Here is a 22,610-nt window from a genome sequence, read left to right on the forward strand (position 1 = left end):
GAAAAACGCCTGCAAACATATCACGTTGACCGCTAACCCCCAACACTTGCAGCCAAGGAGCGGATTCATTGGCCGATGAATTCGCTACTCGGGAGCAGGAGCCGAAGCGGGTGCGGGTGCGGGTGCGGGTGCAGGCACCGGAGCCTGTGCCTGACCCGGCCCCATCACCATCTGTGGATAAGTCTGGGCAAAGCGCACATCGGGATGTTTATCCACAAGTCGCTTGAGACGCTCGTTGAAGGCCCGGCCTACGCTGTACTGCCCACCCGACGAGGTGCGGAACTGGGCGGTCAGGACCACGCCATTGAGATCCATGCGGTCCACACCGAACACTTCCAGCGGCCCTTGCAGATTGTTCTTGAGCAGAATGTCCTCGGTGATCGACTGCCCTGTTTCACGAATCAGCGCCAGGGCTTCATCGATATCGGAGTCATAGGTGAACTGCACCGAGAAGAACGCATAGGCAAACTGCCGGGACTGGTTGGTAACGGCCTTGATCTGCCCGAACGGCACAGAATGCACGAAGCCTTTGCCGTCACGCAGGCGCACGGTACGAATCGTCAGGCTTTCCACCGAGCCGGAATGTCCAGTGCTGAGCACCACCCAGTCGCCGACGGAAAAGGTGTCTTCGATGATGATGAACAGGCCGGTGATGACATCCTGCACCAATTGTTGCGAACCGAAACCGATGGCCAGACCCACCACACCGGCACCGGCCAGCAATGGCGCGACGTTGATCCCCAGGTTGGCCATGGTGGTAATTGCGCAGATCACCACCAGAATGATTTTCACCGCATTACGCAACAACGGCAGGATGGTCTTGATTCGCGTGCTGGGCTGACGCCCGTTGCGATGGTTGACCGGTGGCTTGAGAGCTTCCTGAATGGCCGTGTCGAGCACCACCCACAGTAACCAGGTCACCAGAAAGATCAGACCGATACTGCTCAGCGAATCGCTGATCACCCTGCCCAGCGTGTTGCGCTGGGCGAACTCGAACATCGAGAAGCCCCAGATCCGCCCCAGGATCTCGATGAACGCCACCGCCAGCGTAATCCGCAACATCGCATACACCAGCCGCAGCAGGCGCGCCTTGTACACATGCCCGCCGCGCCCTCCCTCTTCGGCCGGTTTGAATATGTGCTCGAATACCGTGCTCAGGAACACCGTCGCGATCAGCAACAGCGTGGTGAACAGTGCACAACGCAGGGTTTGCTGACTGTCCTCGCCAGCACCGATCAGGTTGATGGCCGACACCAGGATCATCAACAGGATCGGCAGGTGCCAGAGGTTGGAGAATATTTTCAGGGATCGCTGCAATGCTGGCCTTTGCATGCGACTGCTCAGCGAGCGGTTGCGAATCAGGTGAGCAATCGGACGACGCACCTTGATCACCAGCATGCAGAACACGACCGAAGCGAACAACCCGGTGAACACCGACACGCTGGTGGTGAAGTTGCTGCCCAACTGGCGGGCGATCTGCGGGCTGGTCAGCGCATCGCTCAGCGCCGCCAGAAAGCCGATGATGAACAGCGGGCGCGGGCTGTAGCGTCGGATCATGCGCACCGCTGCACGCTTGTGCCCCGAGTTGAACATGACGATGACGCACAGCAGCACCGACGTGGAAACGATACCGCTGCTGGTCGCGTAGGCAAAACAGAGCGACAGCGCACGCCCCACGGAGGATGGCATGAAGTGGCTGACATACAGCGTCAACGGTAGACAGATTATTGCGGGCAGCGTGAAAGGCAGCACGTATTTCAACAGCGCCTGGCTGCGCTCACGGACCTGAAGAAACGGTCGTCGATTCAGGCGGACCGCCAGAAAACGTCCCAGGGTTGTCAGCACGGCAAACGCACCGATCCACACCACTGACAGAATCAGGAAGTCGCCCACCACACTCCAGGGAGAACGTGCCGTACGCTTGTTGACCAGATCGCCAATCTCATCGGCCGCTCGGTCGGCCCGCAAACGCCAGGCATCCCACAGGCTTTCGTCCAGATTGAGGGTCTTTTGGATGTCATCGATGCTGGTGCTGATCGCACCGAGCAGACCACCCTGCACCAGAATCTCGGCAGCCGGTGGATCGGTCTCTGCAGCTTTTTCCTCGGGTTTTTCAGCGGCCTTCTCGTCAGGTTTGTCAGCCTTTTTCTCAGCAGACTTGTCATCGACAGGAGCCGCTGCCGCCATAGGGAGAGCCGGCACGTCGGCGGCCTGAACGTGAAAGCTGCCTGCGCAAAACAGGAGCCCCAACAGGATCAAGGTTCTTAACTGAGACACCGGGCAGCTTCTCCTTCGTTGAATGACCGACAGAGCAAAAACTCCCTGCAACTGATTCCGGTTCGGGCCGCAAGTTCGATGACCGTCACAAATGCATGGCACTTCAGAATCAGAAAGAGTGGTTGCCTGACCGAAGCAGAACGATCATTCCACTCTCTGATACCGACGTTCAAAACATCCTGACACTCACCGCTCCGAGGTTCTGACATGTCCGCCGCAGCCCTGACACGCCCGCCGTTAACGGCCTTTACCTGGGGTAACCGCTATTCAGAAAGTCCGCCTGGCTGAAGATGGCTGGAACAGCCGGAACGCGGAAAAGTCTCCATGACTTACACCGAAGATACTCAGTGGCGTAACCGTGCCGAATTTGTCACCAATCGTGAACAGGCCAGAGATTTCCTCGCTCGCTAGTGGGCCAAAGAGCTGGGCTATCGCCTGATCAAGGAGTCGGAGCGCAAGTTCCACTGGCCGACTGGACGCCGGCCGGATGATCATCCGGGGATTTCGGAGCTGGGGTTGTAATGCAGTTCAAGGGCGGCAGTCCAAGCCTATGATTGTGAGCGAGATTACCCATAATCATCTCCGCCGGATGGTTCATGATGCATTTTGGGCACGGCGCTGTTGAAGCACCGTGCCGCTACCACGCCTGCAGCACTCAAGATCAATATCTGCACATACTAAGCACGAGCCCCCCTGATGCTTCAAAAACAGCTTGTTCGTCGACTCGATCTCATGACGCTACAGTTATTCGTTTCAGTCCACGAGGAAGGCACCTTAACCCGAGGAGCAGATCGAGAGATGATTGCCCTGTCGGCGGCGAGCAAACGCATGAACGACATGGAGCACGCGCTGGGCATCGAGGTATTCGAAAGAACCGCCAAGGGGATGGGGCTCACTGCCGCAGGGGAAACGCTTCTCTACTACGCAAAGCGGATACTGGCTGATGTAGAGAAAATCAGCATTGATGTCGGCGAACATCTTCATGGGATCCGCGGGTATGTCCGTATGCTAGCCAATATCTCTGCGATCATTGAATTCTTGCCCGAGGATTTGCAGACATTCATCACCCGTCACGGGCAGGTCAAGATCAATCTGGAAGAGCGCCCGAGCGTCGGCGTAGTGAAAGGTATTCTCGATGGTGTCGCCGACATTGGCATTTGCTCGGCAGATACGGAAATCAAGGGCCTTCATGCGGTTGCGTACCGCCATGATCAATTGGTTGTCGTTATGCGACCGGAACACCGTCTGGCCAGCCAAGAGCGGATTTCGTTTGCTGACACATTGGACTTTGATCACGTCGGGCTACACGCTGATAGCTTTATCAATCTGCGCACCCATGCTGCTGCCAGAGCCTGCGGCAGACCGCTACGCCTGCGCATCCATGTTCCGGGCTTCGATGCTGTATGCCGCATGGTGCAAGCCGATCTGGGGATAGGCGTGCTACCGCTCAAGGCATTCGAATTGATCGGACGACCGCTTGGCCTCACCTCGGTTGCCCTTTCAGATGACTGGGCAGAGCGGAGCATGTTGTTGGTCATTCGTGAGTTGGCAGCCCTTTCTCCAGTCAGTCGCCTGCTATACGAGCACTTGCAGAAGCCCTAGCTCCGGCCCCTTCGCGTTTCGCGAAGGGTTGTTACCGATTTACGGTTGGTCGTCGGGCGTACGCCTCTCATACCCTTGGTTCAAATTCCAAGAAACATGAGGTAACGCCACCATGACTGCCTTGAACGGCCTGCGCGTCATTGAAATCGGCACATTGATTGCTGCCCCATTCGCCGCTCGCTTGATGGGTGAGTTTGGTGCCGAGGTCATCAAAATCGAGTCAATGGGTACCGGAGACCCTCTTCGCAAATGGCGAAAGATGCACGAAGAAACGTCTTTGTGGTGGTATCTCCAGTCCCGCAACAAGAAGTCTCTGGCTCTCAACCTCAAGTCGCGTGAGGGAATCGACATCGTCAAGAAGTTGGTGGAAGGCGCTGACGTTCTCATCGAAAACCTGCGTCCAGGCGCATTGGAAAAACTCGGGCTGGGCTGGGACGTTTTGCACACCCTCAATCCAAAACTTACCTTGGTTCGCATCTCCGGCTATGGCCAAACCGGGCCCTACCGCGATCGCCCAGGCTTTGGAGCAATAGGTGAGGCGATGGGGGGTATTCGCTATACCACCGGCACACCCGGCATACCGCCTGCCAGGGTAGGCGTCAGCTTGGGTGACTCACTCGCTTCGATGCACGCAGTGATCGGTGCGCTGATGTCCGTGCTGCGCGTAAAAACAGGTCAGGGCGAGGGCCAGATTGTTGATGTCTCCCTGGTAGAGAGCGTCTTCAATGTGATGGAAAGCCTGGTACCGGAGTACGCCATGCTCGGTCACGTCCGCGAGCGTACTGGAGGCTCTCTGCCAGGCATCGCGCCTTCTAACACTTACCCGACAGCTGATGGTGCCTATGTTGTTATCGCGGGTAACAGTGACCCCATCTTCAAGCGCTTGATGCACGCAATCGGACGCTCTGATCTGGCGCAGCGGCAAGATCTGGCGCAGAACGATGGCCGAGCCCGCGAAAGCACGATGCTGGATACGGCGATTACCGAGTGGACATCCCAGCAGTCCATAGATCATGTACTGACGGTTCTGGAGCAGGCTGAGGTCCCATCTGGACGCATTTATTCAGTCGCAGACATTGTGGCTGACCCCCACTATCAAGCACGCGACATGATTCTGGATGCGACGCTACCTGGTGGCGCCGAGGTGAAGATGCCAGGCATCGTTCCCAAGCTTTCCGAGACACCGGGGCAAGTGAACTGGCAGGGGCCGGCACTGGGTCAACACACCGAACCTGTCCTCGCCGAGCTGGGGTTCAGCGACTCAGACATTCAGCGCTTCAAGGCGGGAGGCGTTGTTCAATGATCACCGATTATTCCCATCGTTTGGTAGTACAAGAGGTCTCTCCGCGGGACGGCCTCCAGATTGAACCAGTATGGGTAGACACCGCCGATAAGATCGCTCTGATTAATCAGCTCTCTCTGGCAGGCTTCTCGCGCATCGAGGCTGGCTCTTTTGTGTCGCCCAAGGCCATTCCTGCACTGCGAGACGGCGAAGAGGTGTTCAAAGGCATCGAACGCCAACCCGGGGTTATCTACGTAGCACTGGTACCCAACCTCAAGGGCGCACAGCGAGCGGTGCAAGCCGATGCGGACGAAATCAACCTTGTGATGTCTGCCAGCCAAACTCACAACCGCGCCAACATGCGCATGAGCTGCGAGCAGTCGTTGAGTGCCTTTGCAGATATCGTTGCACTTGCCGACGGCACCTCGCTGCGGCTTAACGCATCCGTCGCAACGACTTTCGGTTGCCCGTTCGAAGGATCAATTGCCGAAGATCGCGTGTATGAGATTGTCGAAGCCTATCTCGAACTTGGGATGACAGACATCACACTGGCCGACACGACTGGCATGGCCAACCCCCGACAGGTCACCCGGATGGTTCAGCGGGTTTTGCAAATGGTGCCGCCATCCGCTCTGACGTTGCATTTCCATAACACTCGCGGTCTGGGCCTTTGCAATGTTCTGGCGGCGTACGAGGCAGGAGCACGGCGGTTCGACGCCTCACTGGGTGGATTGGGCGGATGTCCGTTTGCACCGGGGGCCTCCGGCAACATCTGTACAGAGGATCTCGTGAATCTCTGCGATGAAATGGGAATTGAAACTGGCATAGATCTTCCGGGCCTGCTGAAACTCTCTCAAACGCTGCCCTCGCTACTGGGTCACGAACTGCCGGGCCAGGTTGTGAAGGCCGGCCGGACCTGCGATTTACATGCGGCACCTGGCGGTTTGACTGTTTGATCCTCGGAGGGAGCGGCGCACAAGCCGCTCTCTTTATAAAACTGGTCAGAATCCAGACTACAAAAACAATCAGGCTACTGGACGTTAGTCTATCTGGAGATTGAAATGAATCTTTCCGCTACTTCTGTTAATGGCATCATCGATGATGTCGGTGCTGAAAAAGCAATTATTCGAAAAGTGGCCTGGCGGTTAATGCCGCTCATAATGATCTGTTATCTATTTGCTTTCTTCGACCGTATTAACATCAGCTTTGCCAAATTCCAACTGCAGGCTGATTTATCGTTGAGCGATACCGCCTATGGGCTCGGTGCCGGGCTATTTGTCGTGGGCTATGTGTTGTTTGAAGTGCCAAGTAACATGATGCTGTATAAGTTGGGTGCACGGCGCTGGATCGCTCGGATCATGATGTCCTGGGGGGTCGCTACCGCCTTGATGGTCTTCGTAACCGCCGAATGGCAGTTCTACGTGCTGCGCTTTTTGATAGGTGCCATGGAAGCAGGTTTCGCACCGGGCGTGCTGTACTACCTCACACTATGGTTCCCTCAGAGCTATCGCGGCCGCATCACTTCCACTCTATTCCTGGCATCGGCGTTTGCTGGCCTGCTTGGCGCACCCGTCTCTGGCCTTGTGCTTGGCCACATGGATGGCTTGCTGAATATGCGTGGGTGGCATTGGTTATTCCTGCTGGGTGGCGTGCCTTGTGTACTGCTAGGGCTGGTGGTGCTTTTCGTTCTTAAAGATCGTGTGGCGGACGCACCTTGGCTCAGCTCGGACGAAAAGGCATTTCTGAGCAGCAGGATCGCCAGCCATGAATCCAATCAACACGGCTCGCTGTTGGCTGCGATCAAGTTGCCGGGCTTCTTGATGCTGGGGTTGATTTACTTCCTCATCCAGGTCGCCTCATACGGGCTGAATTTCTGGGCCCCGCAACTGATTCGCAGCTCTGGCACTGAGAGCCCGGTTGCAATCGGCATGCTCACTGCTATTCCGTATGTCTGTGGGGCGATAAGCATGGTCATTATCGGACGGCTATCAGATGCCAGTGGCGAACGTCGCAAGTATGTTTGCGCCTTGGTCATCGCTGGAGCAATCGGCTTCTTCAGTACAGGTATTTTCGCGAGCCACACAACACTGCTAATCGTCTCGTTGGCACTTTTGGGGGCGGGCATCATTGCCTCGATCCCGGCATTCTGGGCTTTGCCTCCCAAGTTGCTGGCCGGCGCCGGTGCCGGAGCAGCTGGAGGCATTGCATTGATAAATACCATGGGCCAGTTTGGAGGTATTGTCAGCCCTGTGATGGTGGGCTATATCAAAGACCTTACGGGTAGCACGACACCTGCACTTTATGTCATTGGTGTCACCAGCTTGCTAGCGGCGGCGCTACTCTTCTGGGGTTTGCCAGAACGGCTGCGCACCATAGATAAACCTGGCCACCCGTAATAACGCTGACCGTCGGCAAGTTACTCTCAACGCTCGGTCTGGCTACTCGTTGTCCCAACTGCACTTTTGCTAAGCATGCAAGCGTTTACCCCAGCCACGCACTGGTAGTAAACGCGGTAAATAGTCCCTCTGTTGCATGCCTAGCCGTTTTTTCTGACACTCGCCAGGATCAAACGCCAAGGTGCCACTAAACCAGTCCCCTCTCTGGAAGCGTCGCGCCTACGTTGTCATTTCCAGTATGTCATTGAGCTTCTGATGTTTATAACTCTGGAGCAGAGGGTTCTCGTAACGGCTCTCTCAACATCACTTTTAGCAAACAATAAAAAAGCGAAGCCAAATCAAAGGCTTCGCTTCTAGTATTCACAGTTCTGAAAAAGCTGGGTTTCAGAATGGAATATCATCATCAAAGCTGTCGAAATCAGCAGCCGGCTGTGGTGCTTGCTGTTGCGGAGCCGGGCGGGATTCGCGTTGTGGCTGTTGCGAATACGACTGCTGAGGCGGAGCCGATTGCTGGCGCGATTGTTGTGGACGTGGTGCGGAGTTGCCGTAGCTGCCACCGCCCTGACCTTGTTGAGCGTCGCCTTGTGGACGGCCGCCCAGCAGTTGCATGGTGCCTTGCATGTCGACGACGATTTCGGTGGTGTAGCGCTTGATGCCGTCTTTTTCCCACTCACGGGTTTGCAGCTTGCCTTCGATGTAAACCTGCGAACCCTTGCGCAGGTATTCGCCAGCGATCTCGGCAACCTTGCCGAACATCGAAACACGGTGCCATTCGGTCTTTTCGACTTTCTGACCGGTCTGCTTGTCAGTCCATTGTTCGCTGGTTGCCAGACTCAGGTTGGTCACGGCGTTACCGTTAGGCAAGTAGCGAACTTCGGGATCCTGGCCGCATGTACCGACCAATATGACTTTGTTAACCCCACGGGCCATAACGTTCTCCTAGGCTTCGCACGTTTCGGTTGCCGGGTTGACCAGCTTTTCCAGAGACGCACGATCCAATAATTTTGTATCGAGTTTGATATAGATGGCGCACTCTTCTGCGACCACCACTGCATCCGTCACGCCTGCTACGGACATTAAACGTTCTGCCAGGCCTGCTTCACGCTGGGCCTCGGCTGACAACGGCAGGCGCAGGCTCGTCACGTAAGGCGGTTCACGCATGGTTACCGCAAAGGCAAGCCAGATGGCGGCCATGCCGGCGCCTCCCAGGAAAACCACGTCGAGCCCACCATGCTGGAACAACCAGCCGCCGAGTATCCCACCTGCAGCCGAACCAAGGAACTGGCTGGTTGAATAAACTCCCATCGCCGTGCCTTTTCCGCCAGCCGGCGATACTTTGCTGATCAGTGACGGCAAGGACGCTTCCAGCAGGTTGAACGCGGTAAAGAATACCACTGTCCCTATCACCAGCGCCCGCAGCGTGTCGCCGAATGCCCAGAAGGATAGCTCAGAGAGCATCAGAACTGTGACGGCGCCGAGCAACACGCGCTTCATCTGACGCTTTTTTTCTCCGTAAATGATGAACGGGATCATCGCGAAGAAAGAGATCAGCAACGCCGTGAGGTAGACCCACCAGTGCTGTTCCTTGGGCAGACCTGCTTTTTCCACCAGCGCCAGCGGTAATGCGACGAAACTGGACATCAGCATCGCGTGCAACACGAAGATACCCAAATCCAGACGCAGCAGGTCCGGGTGACGCAGGGTCGCACCCAATGCCTGTTTCGCCACGCCCGACTCACGGTGCAACAACGGACCATTGGCTTTCGGGACGACGAACGCCACGATCAACACTCCCAGCAGCGCCATGCCTCCCGTCGCCAGAAACAGCCCCGACAGACCGAACGCACCGGTCAGCAAAGGTCCCACCACCATGGCGACAGCGAACGACAGACCGATGGTCATGCCGATCATGGCCATGGCCTTGGTGCGATGCTGCTCGCGCGTCAGGTCAGACAGCAAGGCCATGACCGCCGCGGATATGGCACCAGCACCTTGCAGGACCCGCCCGATGATGACGCCCCAGATCGAATCGGCATTGGCGGCCACCAGGCTACCTACAGCAAAAACGATCAGGCCCAGGTAAATCACCGGTCGTCGTCCGATCCGGTCGGAGATGACGCCGAACGGGATCTGCAAAACGGCCTGGGTCAATCCGTAGGCGCCGATGGCCAGGCCAATAAGAGCCGGGCTAGCGCCAGCCAGGTCCATGCCGTAGGTCGCCAGGACCGGCAGAACCATGAACATGCCAAGCATTCGGAAAGCGAATACCAGGGCCAGACCGCCTGCTGCGCGTGTCTCACCGCTACTCATCCGTTCGCTATAGGGATCGTGCATGGAAAAACCTCGTGTGAACCGGCGGCGATTCTACCAGTCCCATCGTGGTACAGCACATACACGAGATGTACGCGACGCTTTGCCGCGTAATGGCATGCAGCCGTATACTCCGATGTTTATGCCCGCCAAGCGAGGCCGCAGTGGACAAGATCCTGATACGTGGGGCACGAACCCACAACCTGAAAAACATAGACCTGACCCTTCCGCGCGACAAACTGATCGTTATTACCGGCCTGTCCGGCTCCGGCAAGTCATCGCTGGCATTCGATACGCTGTATGCCGAAGGCCAGCGTCGTTATGTCGAATCTCTTTCAGCCTACGCCCGCCAGTTTCTGTCGATGATGGAAAAACCGGACGTGGACACCATCGAAGGCCTGTCGCCTGCGATTTCCATCGAGCAGAAATCCACTTCTCACAACCCGCGTTCGACCGTCGGCACCATTACCGAGATCTACGACTACCTGCGCTTGCTGTATGCGCGAGTCGGTCAACCTCGCTGCCCGGATCACGATATTCCGCTGGAGGCCCAGACGGTCAGCCAGATGGTCGACCTGGTGCTCGCACAACCCGAAGGCAGCAAATTGATGCTGCTGGCCCCGGTCATCCGTGAGCGCAAGGGTGAGCATCTTTCGGTGTTCGAGGAATTGCGTGCTCAAGGCTTCGTCCGGGCTCGGGTCAACGGCAAGCTGTTCGAGCTAGACGAACTGCCCAAGCTGGATAAACAGAAAAAGCACTCCATTGATGTGGTCGTAGATCGCTTCAAGGTGCGTCCGGACTTGCAGCAGCGTCTGGCAGAATCCTTCGAAACGGCCCTGAAGCTGGCCGACGGCATTGCGCTGGTCGCGCCCATGGACGATGAGCCTGGCGAAGAGATCATCTTCTCCGCACGCTTTGCCTGCCCGGTCTGCGGCCATGCCATCAGCGAGCTGGAACCCAAGCTGTTCTCCTTCAACAACCCGGCCGGCGCGTGCCCGACGTGTGACGGCCTGGGCGTGAAGCAGTTCTTCGATGTGAAGCGATTGGTCAATGCCGAACTGACGCTGGCAGAAGGCGCAATACGCGGCTGGGACAGGCGTAACGTCTATTACTTCCAGATGCTGGGCTCGCTGTCCAAGCACTACGATTTCAGCCTGGAAGTACCGTTCAAGGAGCTGGCTGCCGAAACACAGAAAATCCTGCTCAACGGCAGCGGCACACAGAATGTCGATTTCCGTTACCTCAATGATCGCGGGGATATCGTCAAACGTGCGCATCCGTTTGAAGGCATCGTGCCGAACCTTGAGCGCCGTTACCGGGAAACTGAATCGGCAACGGTTCGTGAAGAACTGGCCAAGTTCCTCGGTACTCAGCCTTGCCCGGACTGCCGTGGCACTCGCCTGCGTCGCGAAGCGCGTCACGTGTGGGTCGGCGAGAAAACTCTCCCTGCAGTCACCAACCTGCCGATTGGCGATGCCACTGATTATTTCAGCGGTCTGAAGCTGACCGGACGTCGTGGCGAGATTGCCGACAAGATTCTCAAGGAGATCCGCGAGCGTCTGCAGTTCCTGGTCAATGTCGGACTGGATTACCTGACCCTGGATCGCAGCGCCGACACGCTCTCCGGCGGCGAGGCACAGCGCATCCGGCTGGCGAGCCAGATCGGTGCTGGCCTGGTGGGTGTGATGTACATTCTCGACGAGCCATCTATCGGCCTGCATCAACGCGATAACGATCGCTTGCTGGGCACGCTCAAGCATCTGCGGGATATCGGCAATACCGTGATCGTGGTCGAGCACGATGAAGACGCTATCCGCCTGGCGGACTATGTCGTGGACATCGGCCCGGGCGCTGGCGTGCATGGCGGTAATATCGTCGCTGAGGGTACGCCTGACGAGGTGATGGGGCATCCTGATTCCCTGACCGGCAAATACCTGTCAGGCCGGGTCAAGATTGAAGTACCCGCCAAGCGCACACCGCGCAACAAGAAGCTGTCGCTCACGCTCAAGGGCGCACGCGGCAATAACCTGCGCAATGTGAACCTGGATATTCCAATTGGCCTGCTGACCTGCGTGACCGGTGTTTCCGGCTCGGGCAAGTCGACGCTGATCAACAACACCCTGTTCCCGCTCAGCGCCACCGCACTCAACGGCGCGACAACGCTTGAAGCCGCGACCCACGACAGCATCAATGGCCTGCAGCATCTGGACAAGGTTGTGGACATCGACCAGAGTCCCATCGGCCGTACGCCACGCTCGAACCCGGCGACCTACACCGGTCTGTTTACGCCGATTCGTGAACTGTTTGCCGGCGTGCCGGAATCCCGCTCTCGCGGCTACGGCCCGGGGCGCTTCTCGTTCAACGTCAAGGGCGGACGCTGTGAGGCGTGCCAGGGTGATGGCCTGATCAAGGTCGAGATGCACTTCCTGCCGGACATTTACGTGCCCTGCGACGTGTGCAAGAGCAAGCGCTACAACCGCGAAACCCTTGAAATCAAATACAAGGGCAAGAACATCCACGAAGTACTGGAAATGACCATCGAAGAGGCTCGTGAGTTCTTCGATGCCGTTCCGGCTCTGGCGCGCAAGCTCCAGACGTTGATGGATGTGGGGCTTTCATACATCAAGCTGGGGCAGTCGGCGACAACCTTGTCGGGCGGTGAAGCACAACGGGTCAAGCTGTCTCGCGAGCTTTCCAAGCGTGATACAGGCAAGACACTGTATATTCTCGACGAACCCACCACCGGTCTGCACTTTGCCGATATCCAGCAATTGCTCGATGTCTTGCATCGTCTGCGGGATCACGGAAACACAGTGGTCGTGATCGAGCACAACCTGGACGTCATCAAGACAGCCGACTGGCTGGTGGATCTCGGTCCGGAAGGTGGTTCAAGGGGTGGGCAGATTATCGCCACCGGTACGCCAGAAGAAGTCGCGGAGATGGAGCAATCCTATACCGGCCACTATCTCAAGCCCCTTCTGATAAGGGACCGCGCTTGAGTCGGCGGATTGCGTAAACACGCAACATGAAAAAGCCCCTGCCACATGAGTGTGCAGGGGCTTTTTGCTATACGGGCTGTGGAATCAGAACTGCGACTGCAGATAGTTTTCCAGACCGATAGCCTTGATCAGACCCATCTGCTGCTCCAGCCAGTAGGTGTGATCTTCTTCGGTGTCAGCCAGCTGCAGACGCAGGATGTCGCGGCTGATGTAATCCTTGTGCAGTTCGCACAGCTCGATGCCTTTGCACAGCGCAGCACGCACCTTGTATTCAAGACGCAGGTCGTTGGCGAGCATTTCAGGCACAGTCGTACCGATTTCCAGATCGTCCGGACGCATGCGAGGCGTGCCTTCGAGCATCAGGATACGGCGAATCAGGGCATCGGCGTGTTGCGCCTCTTCTTCCATTTCATGATTGATACGTTCGTAGAGCTTGGCGAAACCCCAATCTTCGTACATGCGCGAATGGATGAAATATTGGTCACGAGCAGCCAATTCGCCAGTGAGCAACGTGTTCAGATAATCGATTACTTCTGGATGGCCTTGCATCGCACCAGATCTCCCTGCTGAAAGGCCATAGTTTGAACCAAGCTGACTGTCAGGTCACTTCCAAAAACGCAATAATCCAATAAAAAGCGGCGAAAAACGGCCTATAAGAAGCGAAAAACCGCCCAAATGAGGGCGGTTCTGTTTCTCACTTCGAGTTAGCCCAGTTTGACGCCCAGGGCTTTGGCAATACCTTCGCCATAAGCCGGGTCGGCCTGGAAGAAGTACTGCAACTGGCGCTGCACCACATCACTGGAAACGCCCTGCATTGCGCCGGCAATATTGCTGATCAGCAATGCCTTCTGGTCGGCGTCCATGAGGTTGAACAACTTGCCAGCCTGACTGTAGTAATCGGTGTCCTCACGATGATCGTGACGATCGGCAGCACCACTCAACGCCAGAGCCGGCTCGGCATAACGAGGCGCCTGCTTTGGCGCATCGCCGTAGCTGTTTGGCTCGTAGTTCGGAGCTGCACCGCCGTTAATGCCAAGCGCCATGGCGCCGTCACGCTGATAGCTGTTTACCGGACTTTTCGCAGCATTGATCGGCAAATGCTGGTGGTTGGTGCCTACACGGTAGCGATGAGCATCGGCGTAAGCGAACACACGCCCCTGGAGCATGCGATCAGGCGACAGCCCTACGCCAGGCACCATGTTGCTCGGACCGAAAGCAGCCTGCTCGACTTCAGCGAAATAGTTGAGCGGGTTACGGTTGAGCTCCAGTTCACCGACTTCGATCAACGGGAACTCTTTCTGCGACCAGGTCTTGGTCACGTCGAAGGGATTCTCGTGATGGTTGGCAGCCTGAGCTTCACTCATCAACTGGATGCACACCTGCCATTTCGGGAAATCACCACGTTCAATGGCGGTGAACAGGTCGCGCTGTGCGTAATCCGGGTCAGTACCTGCCAGACGTGCAGCGTCAGCTGGCGTCAGGTTCTTGATGCCCTGCTTGGACTTGTAGTGCCATTTGACCCAGTGACGCTCACCCGCAGCGCTGATCAGGCTGTAAGTGTGGCTACCGAAGCCATGCATGTGGCGGTAGCCATCAGGGATGCCGCGATCCGAGAACAGGATGGTGATCTGGTGCAACGCTTCTGGAGAGTACGACCAGAAGTCCCACATCATTTGCGCGCTTTTCAGGTTGCTCTGCGGCAGACGTTTCTGGGTGTGGATGAAGTCCGGGAATTTCAGCGGGTCGCGAATGAAGAACACCGGCGTGTTGTTACCCACGATGTCCCAGTTACCTTCTTCGGTGTAAAACTTCACAGCGAAACCACGCGGGTCACGCTCGGTGTCAGCCGAACCACGCTCACCACCGACCGTAGAGAAGCGCAGGAATATAGGCGTCTGCTTGCCGATCGACTCGAAGAGCTTGGCGCTGGAGTATTGGGTAATGTCGCGGGTGACTGTGAAAGTACCGTGAGCACCCGAGCCCTTGGCGTGTACGCGACGCTCAGGGATGTTCTCGCGGTTGAAGTGAGCAAGCTTCTCGATCAGGTGAAAGTCATCCAGCAGCAACGGGCCACGAGGACCGGCGGAGCGAGAGTTCTGGTTGTCCGCGACAGGCGCGCCACTGGCAGTGGTAAGCGTTTTGGTCTGGCTCATTGGATTCTTCCTCAGTCTTATAGGCTGGCTAATGGTCTGGGGAGGATTATTGGTCAGAACTGAAACACTCTCAAATTTATTAAATTATGCGAGTTGATAGTTTTTACGAATTTCAAAAACAAAAAACCGGGCACAAGGCCCGGTTCTTTGTTCAGACTGACGTCTTATTCAGCAGCTTCTACAACACCACCGACAGGACGATCAACCAGCTCGACGTACGCCATAGGCGCGTTGTCGCCAGCGCGGAAACCGCACTTGAGGATACGCAGGTAGCCGCCCTGACGGGTTGCATAGCGCTTGCCCAGATCGTTGAACAGCTTACCAACGATTTCTTTCGAACGAGTACGGTCGAAAGCCAAACGACGGTTAGCAACGCTGTCTACCTTGGCCAGAGTGATCAGCGGCTCGGCAACGCGGCGCAGTTCCTTGGCTTTCGGCAGGGTAGTTTTGATCAGCTCGTGCTCGAACAGCGACACCGCCATGTTCTGGAACATGGCCTTGCGGTGAGAGCTGGTACGGCTCAGGTGACGTCCACTTTTACGATGACGCATGGTTCATTCCTTACCAAACACAACGTTCGGTGATTACGACGATCAGGCAGTCGCCTTGTCGTCCTTCTTAAGACTTGCAGGCGGCCAGTTGTCGAGGCGCATGCCGAGGGAAAGACCACGAGAAGCCAGGACATCCTTGATCTCGGTCAAGGATTTCTTGCCCAGGTTCGGAGTCTTCAACAGTTCTACTTCGGTACGCTGAATCAGGTCGCCGATGTAGTAAATGTTCTCCGCCTTAAGGCAGTTGGCCGAACGCACGGTCAGTTCCAAATCGTCAACCGGACGGAGGAGGATCGGATCGATCTCATCTTCCTGTTCGATTACCACTGGTTCGCTGTCACCTTTGAGGTCGACGAACGCAGCCAACTGCTGTTGCAGAATGGTTGCAGCACGACGTATAGCCTCTTCAGGATCCAGAGTACCGTTGGTTTCCATATCAATAACCAGCTTGTCCAGGTTGGTACGCTGCTCGACACGGGCGTTTTGCACCTCGTAGGCGATGCGACGTACTGGGCTGAACGAAGAGTCAAGCTGCAGACGACCAATGCTGCGGCTTTCGTCTTCATCGCTCTGACGCGAGTCTGCCGGTTCATAACCACGACCACGAGCTACTACGAGCTTCATGTTCAAGGCGCCGTTAGACGCCAGGTTAGCGATTACGTGATCGGGATTAACGATCTCGACATCATGATCCAGCTGAATATCGGCAGCGGTAACCACCCCCGAACCCTTCTTCGACAAGGTCAGCGTAACTTCGTCTCGACCGTGCAGCTTGATAGCCAGACCTTTAAGGTTCAACAGGATTTCAATGACGTCTTCCTGTACACCTTCGATGGCGCTGTACTCATGGAGTACACCGTCAATCTCGGCCTCGACTACTGCACAGCCGGGCATGGAGGACAACAGAATGCGGCGAAGCGCGTTGCCCAGGGTATGGCCAAAACCACGCTCGAGAGGCTCGAGAGTAATCTTGGCGCGGGTTGGACTGACAACCTGCACATCAATGTGGCGGGGTGTCAGGAACTCATTTACCGAAATCTGCATGGATGCACCTATTTTCTAGCCCTTACTTGGAGTAGAGCTCGACAATCAGGCTTTCGTTGATGTCGGCGGATAGATCACTGCGAGCTGGAACGTTCTTGAAAACGCCCGATTTCTTCTCAGTGTCTACTTCTACCCATTCTACGCGGCCACGTTGGGCACACAGATCGAGAGCCTGGACAATACGCAGTTGGTTCTTGGCCTTCTCGCGAATAGCGACTACGTCACCAGCACGAACCTGGTAAGAAGGAACGTTAACGGTTTTGCCGTTGACGCTGATCGACTTGTGCGAAACCAGTTGACGGGATTCGGCACGAGTCGAGCCGAAGCCCATACGATATACAACGTTGTCCAGACGGCATTCGAGCAATTGCAGCAGGTTTTCGCCTGTTGCGCCTTTCTTGCCTGCAGCTTCTTTGTAGTAGCCGCTGAACTGACGCTCGAGAACGCCGTAGATACGACGGACTTTTTGCTTTTCACGCAGCTGAGTACCGTAATCGGACTGACGACCGCGGCGTTGGCCGTGGATGCCTGGAGCTGCTTCGATGTTGCACTTGGATTCGATAGCGCGAACGCCGCTCTTCAGAAAGAGATCGGTGCCTTCACGACGAGCAAGTTTGCATTTTGGACCAATGTAACGAGCCATTTCTTACAGTCTCCTGGATTACACGCGGCGCTTCTTCGGCGGACGGCACCCGTTGTGCGGGATTGGCGTCACGTCGGTGATGCTGGCGATCTTATAGCCACAGCCGTTCAATGCACGGACAGCGGATTCACGACCTGGGCCTGGACCCTTGACATTGACGTCGAGGTTTTTCAGACCGTACTCCAGCGCGGCTTGACCAGCACGCTCGGCAGCTACTTGAGCAGCGAACGGGGTGGACTTGCGTGAACCACGGAAACCCGAACCGCCGGAGGTAGCCCAGGAAAGAGCGTTACCTTGACGATCGGTAATGGTGACGATTGTGTTGTTAAACGACGCGTGGATGTGGGCGATGCCATCAACCACTGTCTTTTTAACTTTTTTACGAGGACGAGCAGCAGGTTTTGCCATGACTAAATTCCTGTCGAAACGCTGGAGCGATTACTTGCGGATCGGCTTACGCGGACCTTTGCGAGTACGCGCGTTGGTCTTGGTACGCTGACCGCGTACTGGCAGACCACGACGATGACGCAGACCGCGGTAGCAGCCCAAATCCATCAAGCGCTTGATTTTCATGTTGATTTCGCGACGCAGGTCACCTTCAGTGGTGAACTTCGCCACTTCGCCACGCAGCTGTTCAATCTGCTCGTCGCTCAGATCTTTGATCTTTGCCGCTGGGTTAACCCCAGTGGTTGCACAAATTTTCTGTGCAGTTGTGCGACCAACACCATAGATGTAGGTCAGCGAGATAACAGTATGCTTGTTATCTGGAATGTTAACGCCTGCAATACGGGCCATTCAGTGGGACTCCAATTGACAGCTACCTACGCCCCGGAAGCCAAGAAATAGGGCGCGAGATAATATCGCTGTAGGAACAAATAATCAACCCAGCAGCGCACTAGCTGCTGGGCTTAAGCACAAATCACAATCAGCCTTGGCGCTGCTTATGACGTGGTTCCGCGCTGCAAATTACTCGAACCACACCTTCGCGGCGAATAATCTTGCAGTTACGGCACAGCTTTTTCACCGATGCACGAACTTTCATCACCAACTCCTCGAACCTTATGGGTACCTCAGCGCAGCATTCCGCCGCCGCTGCCGTAACCCTTCAGGTTGGCTTTCTTCATCAGGGATTCATACTGGTGCGAAACGAGGTGAGATTGCACTTGCGACATAAAGTCCATCACAACCACGACCACGATCAGCAACGAGGTCCCGCCAAGGTAGAACGGTACGTTTGCCGCAACCACCAGAAACTGGGGAAGCAGGCACACGGCCGTCATATAAAGAGCACCGAACATGGTCAAGCGGGTCAGGACGCCATCAATATAGCGTGCCGACTGCTCACCTGGACGGATACCCGGAATAAAGGCACCGGACTTCTTCAGGTTTTCCGCTACGTCTTTCGGATTGAACATCAACGCCGTATAGAAGAAGCAGAAGAAAATAATCCCTGCACTAAACAGCAGAATATTCAACGGCTGACCAGGAGCGATCGACTGCGAGATGTCCTGCAACCAGCCCATACCTTCAGACTGACCGAACCAGGAACCCAGCGAAGCCGGGAACAGCAAGATGCTGCTCGCGAAAATGGCAGGAATAACACCAGCCATGTTCACTTTCAGCGGCAAGTGGCTGGTCTGCGCAGCGAAGACCTTGCGGCCCTGCTGACGCTTGGCGTAGTGAACAGCAATACGACGCTGACCACGCTCAATGAACACCACGAAACCGATGATCGCTACTGCCAGCAAACCGATCGCGACCAGGGCGAAGATATTGATATCACCCGTGCGTGCAGACTCGAAAGACTGCCCGATCGCTCTCGGAAGACCGGCGACGATACCTGCGAAAATCAACATCGAGATACCGTTGCCAACACCGCGCTCGGTAATCTGCTCGCCCAGCCACATCATGAACATTGCACCAGCCACGAAGGTGGTGACAGCCACGAAGTGGAAGCCGATATCTGCAGAGAAAGCAACGCCCTGACTGGCCAGGCCAACGGACATGCCGATAGCTTGAACCAATGCCAGGACGACGGTGCCGTAGCGGGTGTACTGGCTGATCTTGCGACGGCCAGCTTCACCTTCCTTCTTCAACTGCTCCAGCTGCGGGCTGACGGCGGTCATCAATTGCATGATGATCGATGCCGAAATGTACGGCATGATCCCCAGTGCAAAAATGCTCATCCGCTCCAGCGCGCCGCCGGAAAACATGTTGAACAAGCTAAGAATGGTCCCCTCATTCTGTCGAAACAGGTCTGCGAGTCGATCCGGGTTGATACCTGGAACCGGGATGTGTGCGCCTATTCGGTAGACGATAATCGCCAGGAACAGAAAACGCAGACGAGCCCAGAGTTCAGACATACCGCCTTTGCCGAGCGCAGAGAGAGCACCTTGCTTAGCCATTTATTCCTCGAACTTGCCGCCAGCTGCTTCGATAGCCGCACGCGCACCTTTGGTGGCTGCGATACCTTTGATGGTGACAGCGCGAGTAACTTCGCCGGACAGCATGATTTTCACACGCTGTACGTTTTGGTTAATCACGTTGGCATCCTTCAGAGACTGCACAGTTACGATGTCGCCTTCCACTTTGGCCAGCTCGGACAGACGCACTTCTGCGCGGTCCATGGCTTTCAGGGAAACGAAACCGAATTTTGGCAGACGACGATGCAACGGCTGTTGGCCGCCTTCAAAGCCCGGAGCAATGGTGCCACCGGAGCGGGAGGTCTGACCTTTGTGACCACGGCCACCAGTCTTACCCAAACCACTACCGATACCACGGCCCGGACGATGCTTTTCGCGACGGGAACCCGGCGCTGGACTCAGATCATTGAGTTTCATCGATTAACCCTCGACTCGCAGCATGTAGTAAGCCTTGTTGATCATCCCGCGATTCTCGGGAGTATCCAGGACTTCTACAGTGTGACCGATGCGACGCAGACCCAGACCCTTAACGCACAGTTTGTGGTTAGGGAGACGGCCGGCGGTGCTTTTGATCAGCGTTACTTTAACGGTAGCCATGATCAGATGATCTCCTCAACACGCTTGCCACGTTTGGCAGCGATGGACTCAGGAGACTGCATGCCCTTCAGACCCTTGAAAGTGGCGTGAACCACGTTTACCGGGTTAGTAGAGCCGTAGCACTTGGCCAATACGTTCTGAACACCAGCAACTTCCAGCACTGCGCGCATAGCGCCGCCAGCGATGATACCGGTACCTTCAGAAGCAGGCTGCATGTACACCTTCGAAGCGCCATGGGCAGACTTCATTGCGTACTGCAGAGTAGTGCCGTTCAGATCGACTTGGATCATGTTGCGGCGAGCAGCTTCCATCGCTTTCTGGATTGCAGCAGGCACTTCACGTGACTTGCCACGGCCGAAGCCAACACGCCCTTTACCATCACCTACTACGGTCAACGCAGTGAAAGTGAAGATACGGCCGCCTTTTACGGTTTTGGCCACGCGGTTAACTTGAACCAGCTTCTCGATGTAGCCTTCGTCGCGTTTTTGGTCGTTATTTGCCATAACTTAGAACTCCAGCCCGCCTTCACGAGCAGCATCAGCCAGCGCTTTGACACGGCCGTGGTACTTGAAGCCAGAACGGTCGAAAGCCACTTGCGATACGCCAGCGGCTTTTGCACGCTCGGCGACCAGCTTGCCAACCTTAGTGGCCGCGTCGATGTTGCCAGTGGCGCCATCACGCAGTTCTTTGTCCAAAGTCGAGGCGCTTGCCAGGACTTTGCTGCCGTCGGCCGAAATGACCTGGGCATAAATGTGCTGCGAAGAGCGGTGCACGCAGAGACGCACGACTTCTAGTTCGTGCATTTTCAGGCGTGCTTTGCGAGCGCGACGCAGTCGGGTAACTTTTTTGACGGTCATTTGCTATGCCCTACTTCTTCTTGGCTTCTTTACGGCGGACGACTTCGTCTGCGTAACGCACACCTTTGCCTTTGTACGGCTCAGGACGGCGGAAGTCGCGGATCTCAGCGGCCACTTGACCAACCAACTGCTTGTCGATACCACGAATGAAGATATCGGTTTGGTTGGGGGTCTCAGCGGTAATGCCATTCGGCAATTCGTAATCCACCGGGTGCGAGAAGCCAAGTGCCAGGTTCAGGACCGAGCCTTTTGCTTGCGCTTTGTAACCAACACCGACCAGCTGGAGCTTGCGCTCGAAGCCTTGGCTTACGCCCTGGACCATGTTGTTAACCAGTGCACGAGTTGTGCCTGCCATTGCGCGAGTCTGTTGATCGCCATTGCGAGCAGCGAAACGCAGCTCACCAGCTTCTTCAACAATTTCAACGGACGAATGGACGTTCAGTTCCAGAGTACCCTTGGCACCCTTCACCGAAAGCTGCTGGCCAACGAATTTGACTTCGACACCGGCTGGCAACTTAACGGGGTTCTTAGCTACGCGTGACATGCTTATCCCCCCTTAGAACACAGTGCAAAGCACTTCGCCACCGACACCGGCAGCGCGCGCAGCACGATCCGTCATCACACCTTTGTTGGTGGAGACGATAGACACACCAAGACCGCCACGAACTTTCGGCAGATCATCGGAGGACTTGTACTGACGCAAGCCTGGGCGGCTGACGCGCTTCACTTCTTCGATGACTGGACGGCCTTCGAAGTACTTCAGCTCGATGGACAGCAGTGGCTTGATTTCGCTGCTGATCTGATAACCCGCAATGTAACCCTCGTCTTTCAGGACTTTGGCTACAGCAACCTTCAACGTGGAAGATGGCATGCTTACGACGGGCTTTTCAGCCATCTGGGCATTACGGATACGAGTTAGCATGTCCGCTAACGGGTCCTGCATACTCATGGGCTAGACGCTCCTAATACAAAATAATTAGCCTTGCGGCTACAGCTTGTCGCCGAGATATTCCGGGCAAGTAAAAACACGGGCTCAGGCGAGCCGGCAATTCTAGTCCTACCGCAGAAACGAATCAAGCCCCAAAAGGGGCTTGATTTGATTTCCCGACTCACCTGGCATCGATTTCTTGCGAAACCGACGACAGGTAGCGAGAGGTACGTCTTACCAGCTGGCTTTAACCAGACCCGGTACGTCGCCACGCATTGCTGCTTCACGCAGCTTGTTACGGCCCAGGCCGAACTTGCGATAGACGCCGTGTGGACGACCGGTGATGCGGCAACGGTTGCGCATGCGCGAAGCGCTTGCGTCACGTGGTTGCTTCTGCAGAGCTACGGTAGCTTCCCAACGCGCTTCTGGACTTGCGTTCAGATCAACGATGATTGCTTTGAGCGCTGCACGCTTCACGGCGAACTTGGCAACGGTGAGCTGACGCTTCAGCTCACGGTTTTTCATGCTCTTCTTGGCCATTTTCCTAC

24 protein-coding genes and 1 pseudogene are annotated in these 22,610 nt (G+C 56.1%); 6 read left to right on the forward strand and 19 right to left on the reverse strand.

The genetic code is table 11. The features are described 5' to 3' along the window. Positions 1 to 84 precede the first annotated feature (84 nt). Complete coding sequence (locus tag KQP88_RS21675; RefSeq protein ID WP_216704140.1) at positions 85 to 2,277, reverse strand: mechanosensitive ion channel family protein; 2,193 nt, start codon at positions 2,275 to 2,277, stop codon at positions 85 to 87. A gap of 207 nt (positions 2,278 to 2,484) precedes the next feature. On the opposite strand from KQP88_RS21675, the pseudogene KQP88_RS21680 reads away from it, so the two are divergent. The 5 genes and pseudogenes from KQP88_RS21680 to KQP88_RS21700 all read left to right on the forward strand — a co-directional run bounded on the left by KQP88_RS21680 (position 2,485) and on the right by KQP88_RS21700 (position 7,557). Further along, a pseudogene (locus tag KQP88_RS21680) lies at positions 2,485 to 2,799 on the forward strand (DUF1348 family protein). Between the two features lie 174 nt (positions 2,800 to 2,973). Beyond that, positions 2,974 to 3,879 carry a LysR family transcriptional regulator gene (locus KQP88_RS21685; RefSeq protein WP_216704141.1) on the forward strand — a complete coding sequence of 302 codons (906 nt, stop codon included), beginning with the start codon at positions 2,974 to 2,976 and terminating at the stop codon, positions 3,877 to 3,879. A gap of 112 nt (positions 3,880 to 3,991) precedes the next feature. After that, entirely contained in the window at positions 3,992 to 5,182 is a 1,191-nt protein-coding gene (locus KQP88_RS21690) for a CaiB/BaiF CoA transferase family protein (protein WP_216704142.1), read from the forward strand. Then, on the forward strand, positions 5,179 to 6,117 hold the full coding sequence (locus tag KQP88_RS21695; RefSeq protein ID WP_216704143.1) for a hydroxymethylglutaryl-CoA lyase: 939 nt from the start codon (positions 5,179 to 5,181) through the stop codon (positions 6,115 to 6,117). Before KQP88_RS21690 ends, KQP88_RS21695 begins: the two co-directional genes overlap by 4 nt. A gap of 105 nt (positions 6,118 to 6,222) precedes the next feature. Further along, positions 6,223 to 7,557 (forward strand): MFS transporter, encoded by a 1,335-nt coding sequence (locus tag KQP88_RS21700; protein ID WP_216704144.1) that lies wholly within the window; start codon positions 6,223 to 6,225, stop codon positions 7,555 to 7,557. Positions 7,558 to 7,941: 384 nt separating this feature from the next. Here the strand turns inward: KQP88_RS21700 and KQP88_RS21705 are convergent, their stop codons facing one another. Continuing rightward, complete coding sequence (locus KQP88_RS21705; protein WP_200994442.1) at positions 7,942 to 8,487, reverse strand: single-stranded DNA-binding protein; 546 nt, start codon at positions 8,485 to 8,487, stop codon at positions 7,942 to 7,944. A gap of 9 nt (positions 8,488 to 8,496) precedes the next feature. Beyond that, positions 8,497 to 9,891 carry an MFS transporter gene (locus KQP88_RS21710; protein WP_216704145.1) on the reverse strand — a complete coding sequence of 465 codons (1,395 nt, stop codon included), beginning with the start codon at positions 9,889 to 9,891 and terminating at the stop codon, positions 8,497 to 8,499. Between the two features lie 140 nt (positions 9,892 to 10,031). On the opposite strand from KQP88_RS21710, the gene uvrA reads away from it, so the two are divergent. Further along, complete coding sequence (uvrA, locus tag KQP88_RS21715; protein WP_216704146.1) at positions 10,032 to 12,866, forward strand: excinuclease ABC subunit UvrA; 2,835 nt, start codon at positions 10,032 to 10,034, stop codon at positions 12,864 to 12,866. Between the two features lie 84 nt (positions 12,867 to 12,950). On the opposite strand, the gene bfr is transcribed toward uvrA, so the two are convergent. From bfr to rpsN, 16 genes are all read right to left on the reverse strand, one after another. Then, complete coding sequence (bfr, locus tag KQP88_RS21720) at positions 12,951 to 13,415, reverse strand: bacterioferritin (protein WP_095067807.1); 465 nt, start codon at positions 13,413 to 13,415, stop codon at positions 12,951 to 12,953. Positions 13,416 to 13,570: 155 nt separating this feature from the next. After that, entirely contained in the window at positions 13,571 to 15,019 is a 1,449-nt protein-coding gene (locus KQP88_RS21725) for a catalase (RefSeq protein WP_095067808.1), read from the reverse strand. 164 nt (positions 15,020 to 15,183) lie between these two features. Continuing rightward, the gene (gene rplQ / locus KQP88_RS21730) at positions 15,184 to 15,570 is read right to left on the reverse strand and encodes a 50S ribosomal protein L17 (protein ID WP_025262043.1); all 387 of its coding nucleotides are present in this window, start codon (positions 15,568 to 15,570) and stop codon (positions 15,184 to 15,186) included. 42 nt (positions 15,571 to 15,612) lie between these two features. Next, on the reverse strand, positions 15,613 to 16,614 hold the full coding sequence (locus tag KQP88_RS21735; RefSeq protein WP_025262044.1) for a DNA-directed RNA polymerase subunit alpha: 1,002 nt from the start codon (positions 16,612 to 16,614) through the stop codon (positions 15,613 to 15,615). A 22-nt stretch (positions 16,615 to 16,636) separates the two neighbouring features. Then, entirely contained in the window at positions 16,637 to 17,257 is a 621-nt protein-coding gene (gene rpsD / locus KQP88_RS21740; protein WP_025262045.1) for a 30S ribosomal protein S4, read from the reverse strand. 18 nt (positions 17,258 to 17,275) lie between these two features. Next, entirely contained in the window at positions 17,276 to 17,665 is a 390-nt protein-coding gene (gene rpsK, locus KQP88_RS21745; protein WP_002555466.1) for a 30S ribosomal protein S11, read from the reverse strand. A gap of 30 nt (positions 17,666 to 17,695) precedes the next feature. After that, positions 17,696 to 18,052, reverse strand: a complete 357-nt coding sequence (rpsM, locus tag KQP88_RS21750) for a 30S ribosomal protein S13 (RefSeq protein ID WP_004883692.1) — start codon at positions 18,050 to 18,052, stop codon at positions 17,696 to 17,698. 130 nt (positions 18,053 to 18,182) lie between these two features. Next, positions 18,183 to 18,299, reverse strand: coding sequence for a 50S ribosomal protein L36 (rpmJ, locus tag KQP88_RS21755; RefSeq protein WP_002555468.1), 117 nt, complete (start codon positions 18,297 to 18,299; stop codon positions 18,183 to 18,185). A 28-nt stretch (positions 18,300 to 18,327) separates the two neighbouring features. Next, the gene (secY, locus tag KQP88_RS21760; protein ID WP_025262046.1) at positions 18,328 to 19,662 is read right to left on the reverse strand and encodes a preprotein translocase subunit SecY; all 1,335 of its coding nucleotides are present in this window, start codon (positions 19,660 to 19,662) and stop codon (positions 18,328 to 18,330) included. Next, entirely contained in the window at positions 19,663 to 20,097 is a 435-nt protein-coding gene (rplO, locus tag KQP88_RS21765; protein ID WP_007924183.1) for a 50S ribosomal protein L15, read from the reverse strand. 3 nt (positions 20,098 to 20,100) lie between these two features. Further along, a complete protein-coding gene (rpmD, locus tag KQP88_RS21770) occupies positions 20,101 to 20,277 on the reverse strand; it encodes a 50S ribosomal protein L30 (RefSeq protein ID WP_010220317.1) in 177 nt (58 codons plus the stop codon). Positions 20,278 to 20,279: 2 nt separating this feature from the next. Further along, positions 20,280 to 20,780 carry a 30S ribosomal protein S5 gene (gene rpsE / locus KQP88_RS21775; RefSeq protein ID WP_024687031.1) on the reverse strand — a complete coding sequence of 167 codons (501 nt, stop codon included), beginning with the start codon at positions 20,778 to 20,780 and terminating at the stop codon, positions 20,280 to 20,282. Between the two features lie 3 nt (positions 20,781 to 20,783). Next, positions 20,784 to 21,134: a 50S ribosomal protein L18 gene (rplR, locus tag KQP88_RS21780; RefSeq protein WP_002555473.1), complete on the reverse strand. Its 351-nt coding sequence runs from the start codon at positions 21,132 to 21,134 to the stop codon at positions 20,784 to 20,786. 10 nt (positions 21,135 to 21,144) lie between these two features. Further along, a complete protein-coding gene (rplF, locus tag KQP88_RS21785) occupies positions 21,145 to 21,678 on the reverse strand; it encodes a 50S ribosomal protein L6 (RefSeq protein ID WP_200994439.1) in 534 nt (177 codons plus the stop codon). 12 nt (positions 21,679 to 21,690) lie between these two features. Continuing rightward, positions 21,691 to 22,083 (reverse strand): 30S ribosomal protein S8, encoded by a 393-nt coding sequence (rpsH, locus tag KQP88_RS21790; protein WP_025262048.1) that lies wholly within the window; start codon positions 22,081 to 22,083, stop codon positions 21,691 to 21,693. 213 nt (positions 22,084 to 22,296) lie between these two features. Further along, positions 22,297 to 22,602, reverse strand: coding sequence for a 30S ribosomal protein S14 (rpsN, locus tag KQP88_RS21795; RefSeq protein WP_025262049.1), 306 nt, complete (start codon positions 22,600 to 22,602; stop codon positions 22,297 to 22,299). Positions 22,603 to 22,610 lie beyond the last annotated feature (8 nt).

Source organism: Pseudomonas lijiangensis, assembly GCF_018968705.1.
Classification (GTDB): Bacteria; Pseudomonadota; Gammaproteobacteria; order Pseudomonadales; family Pseudomonadaceae; genus Aquipseudomonas; species Aquipseudomonas lijiangensis.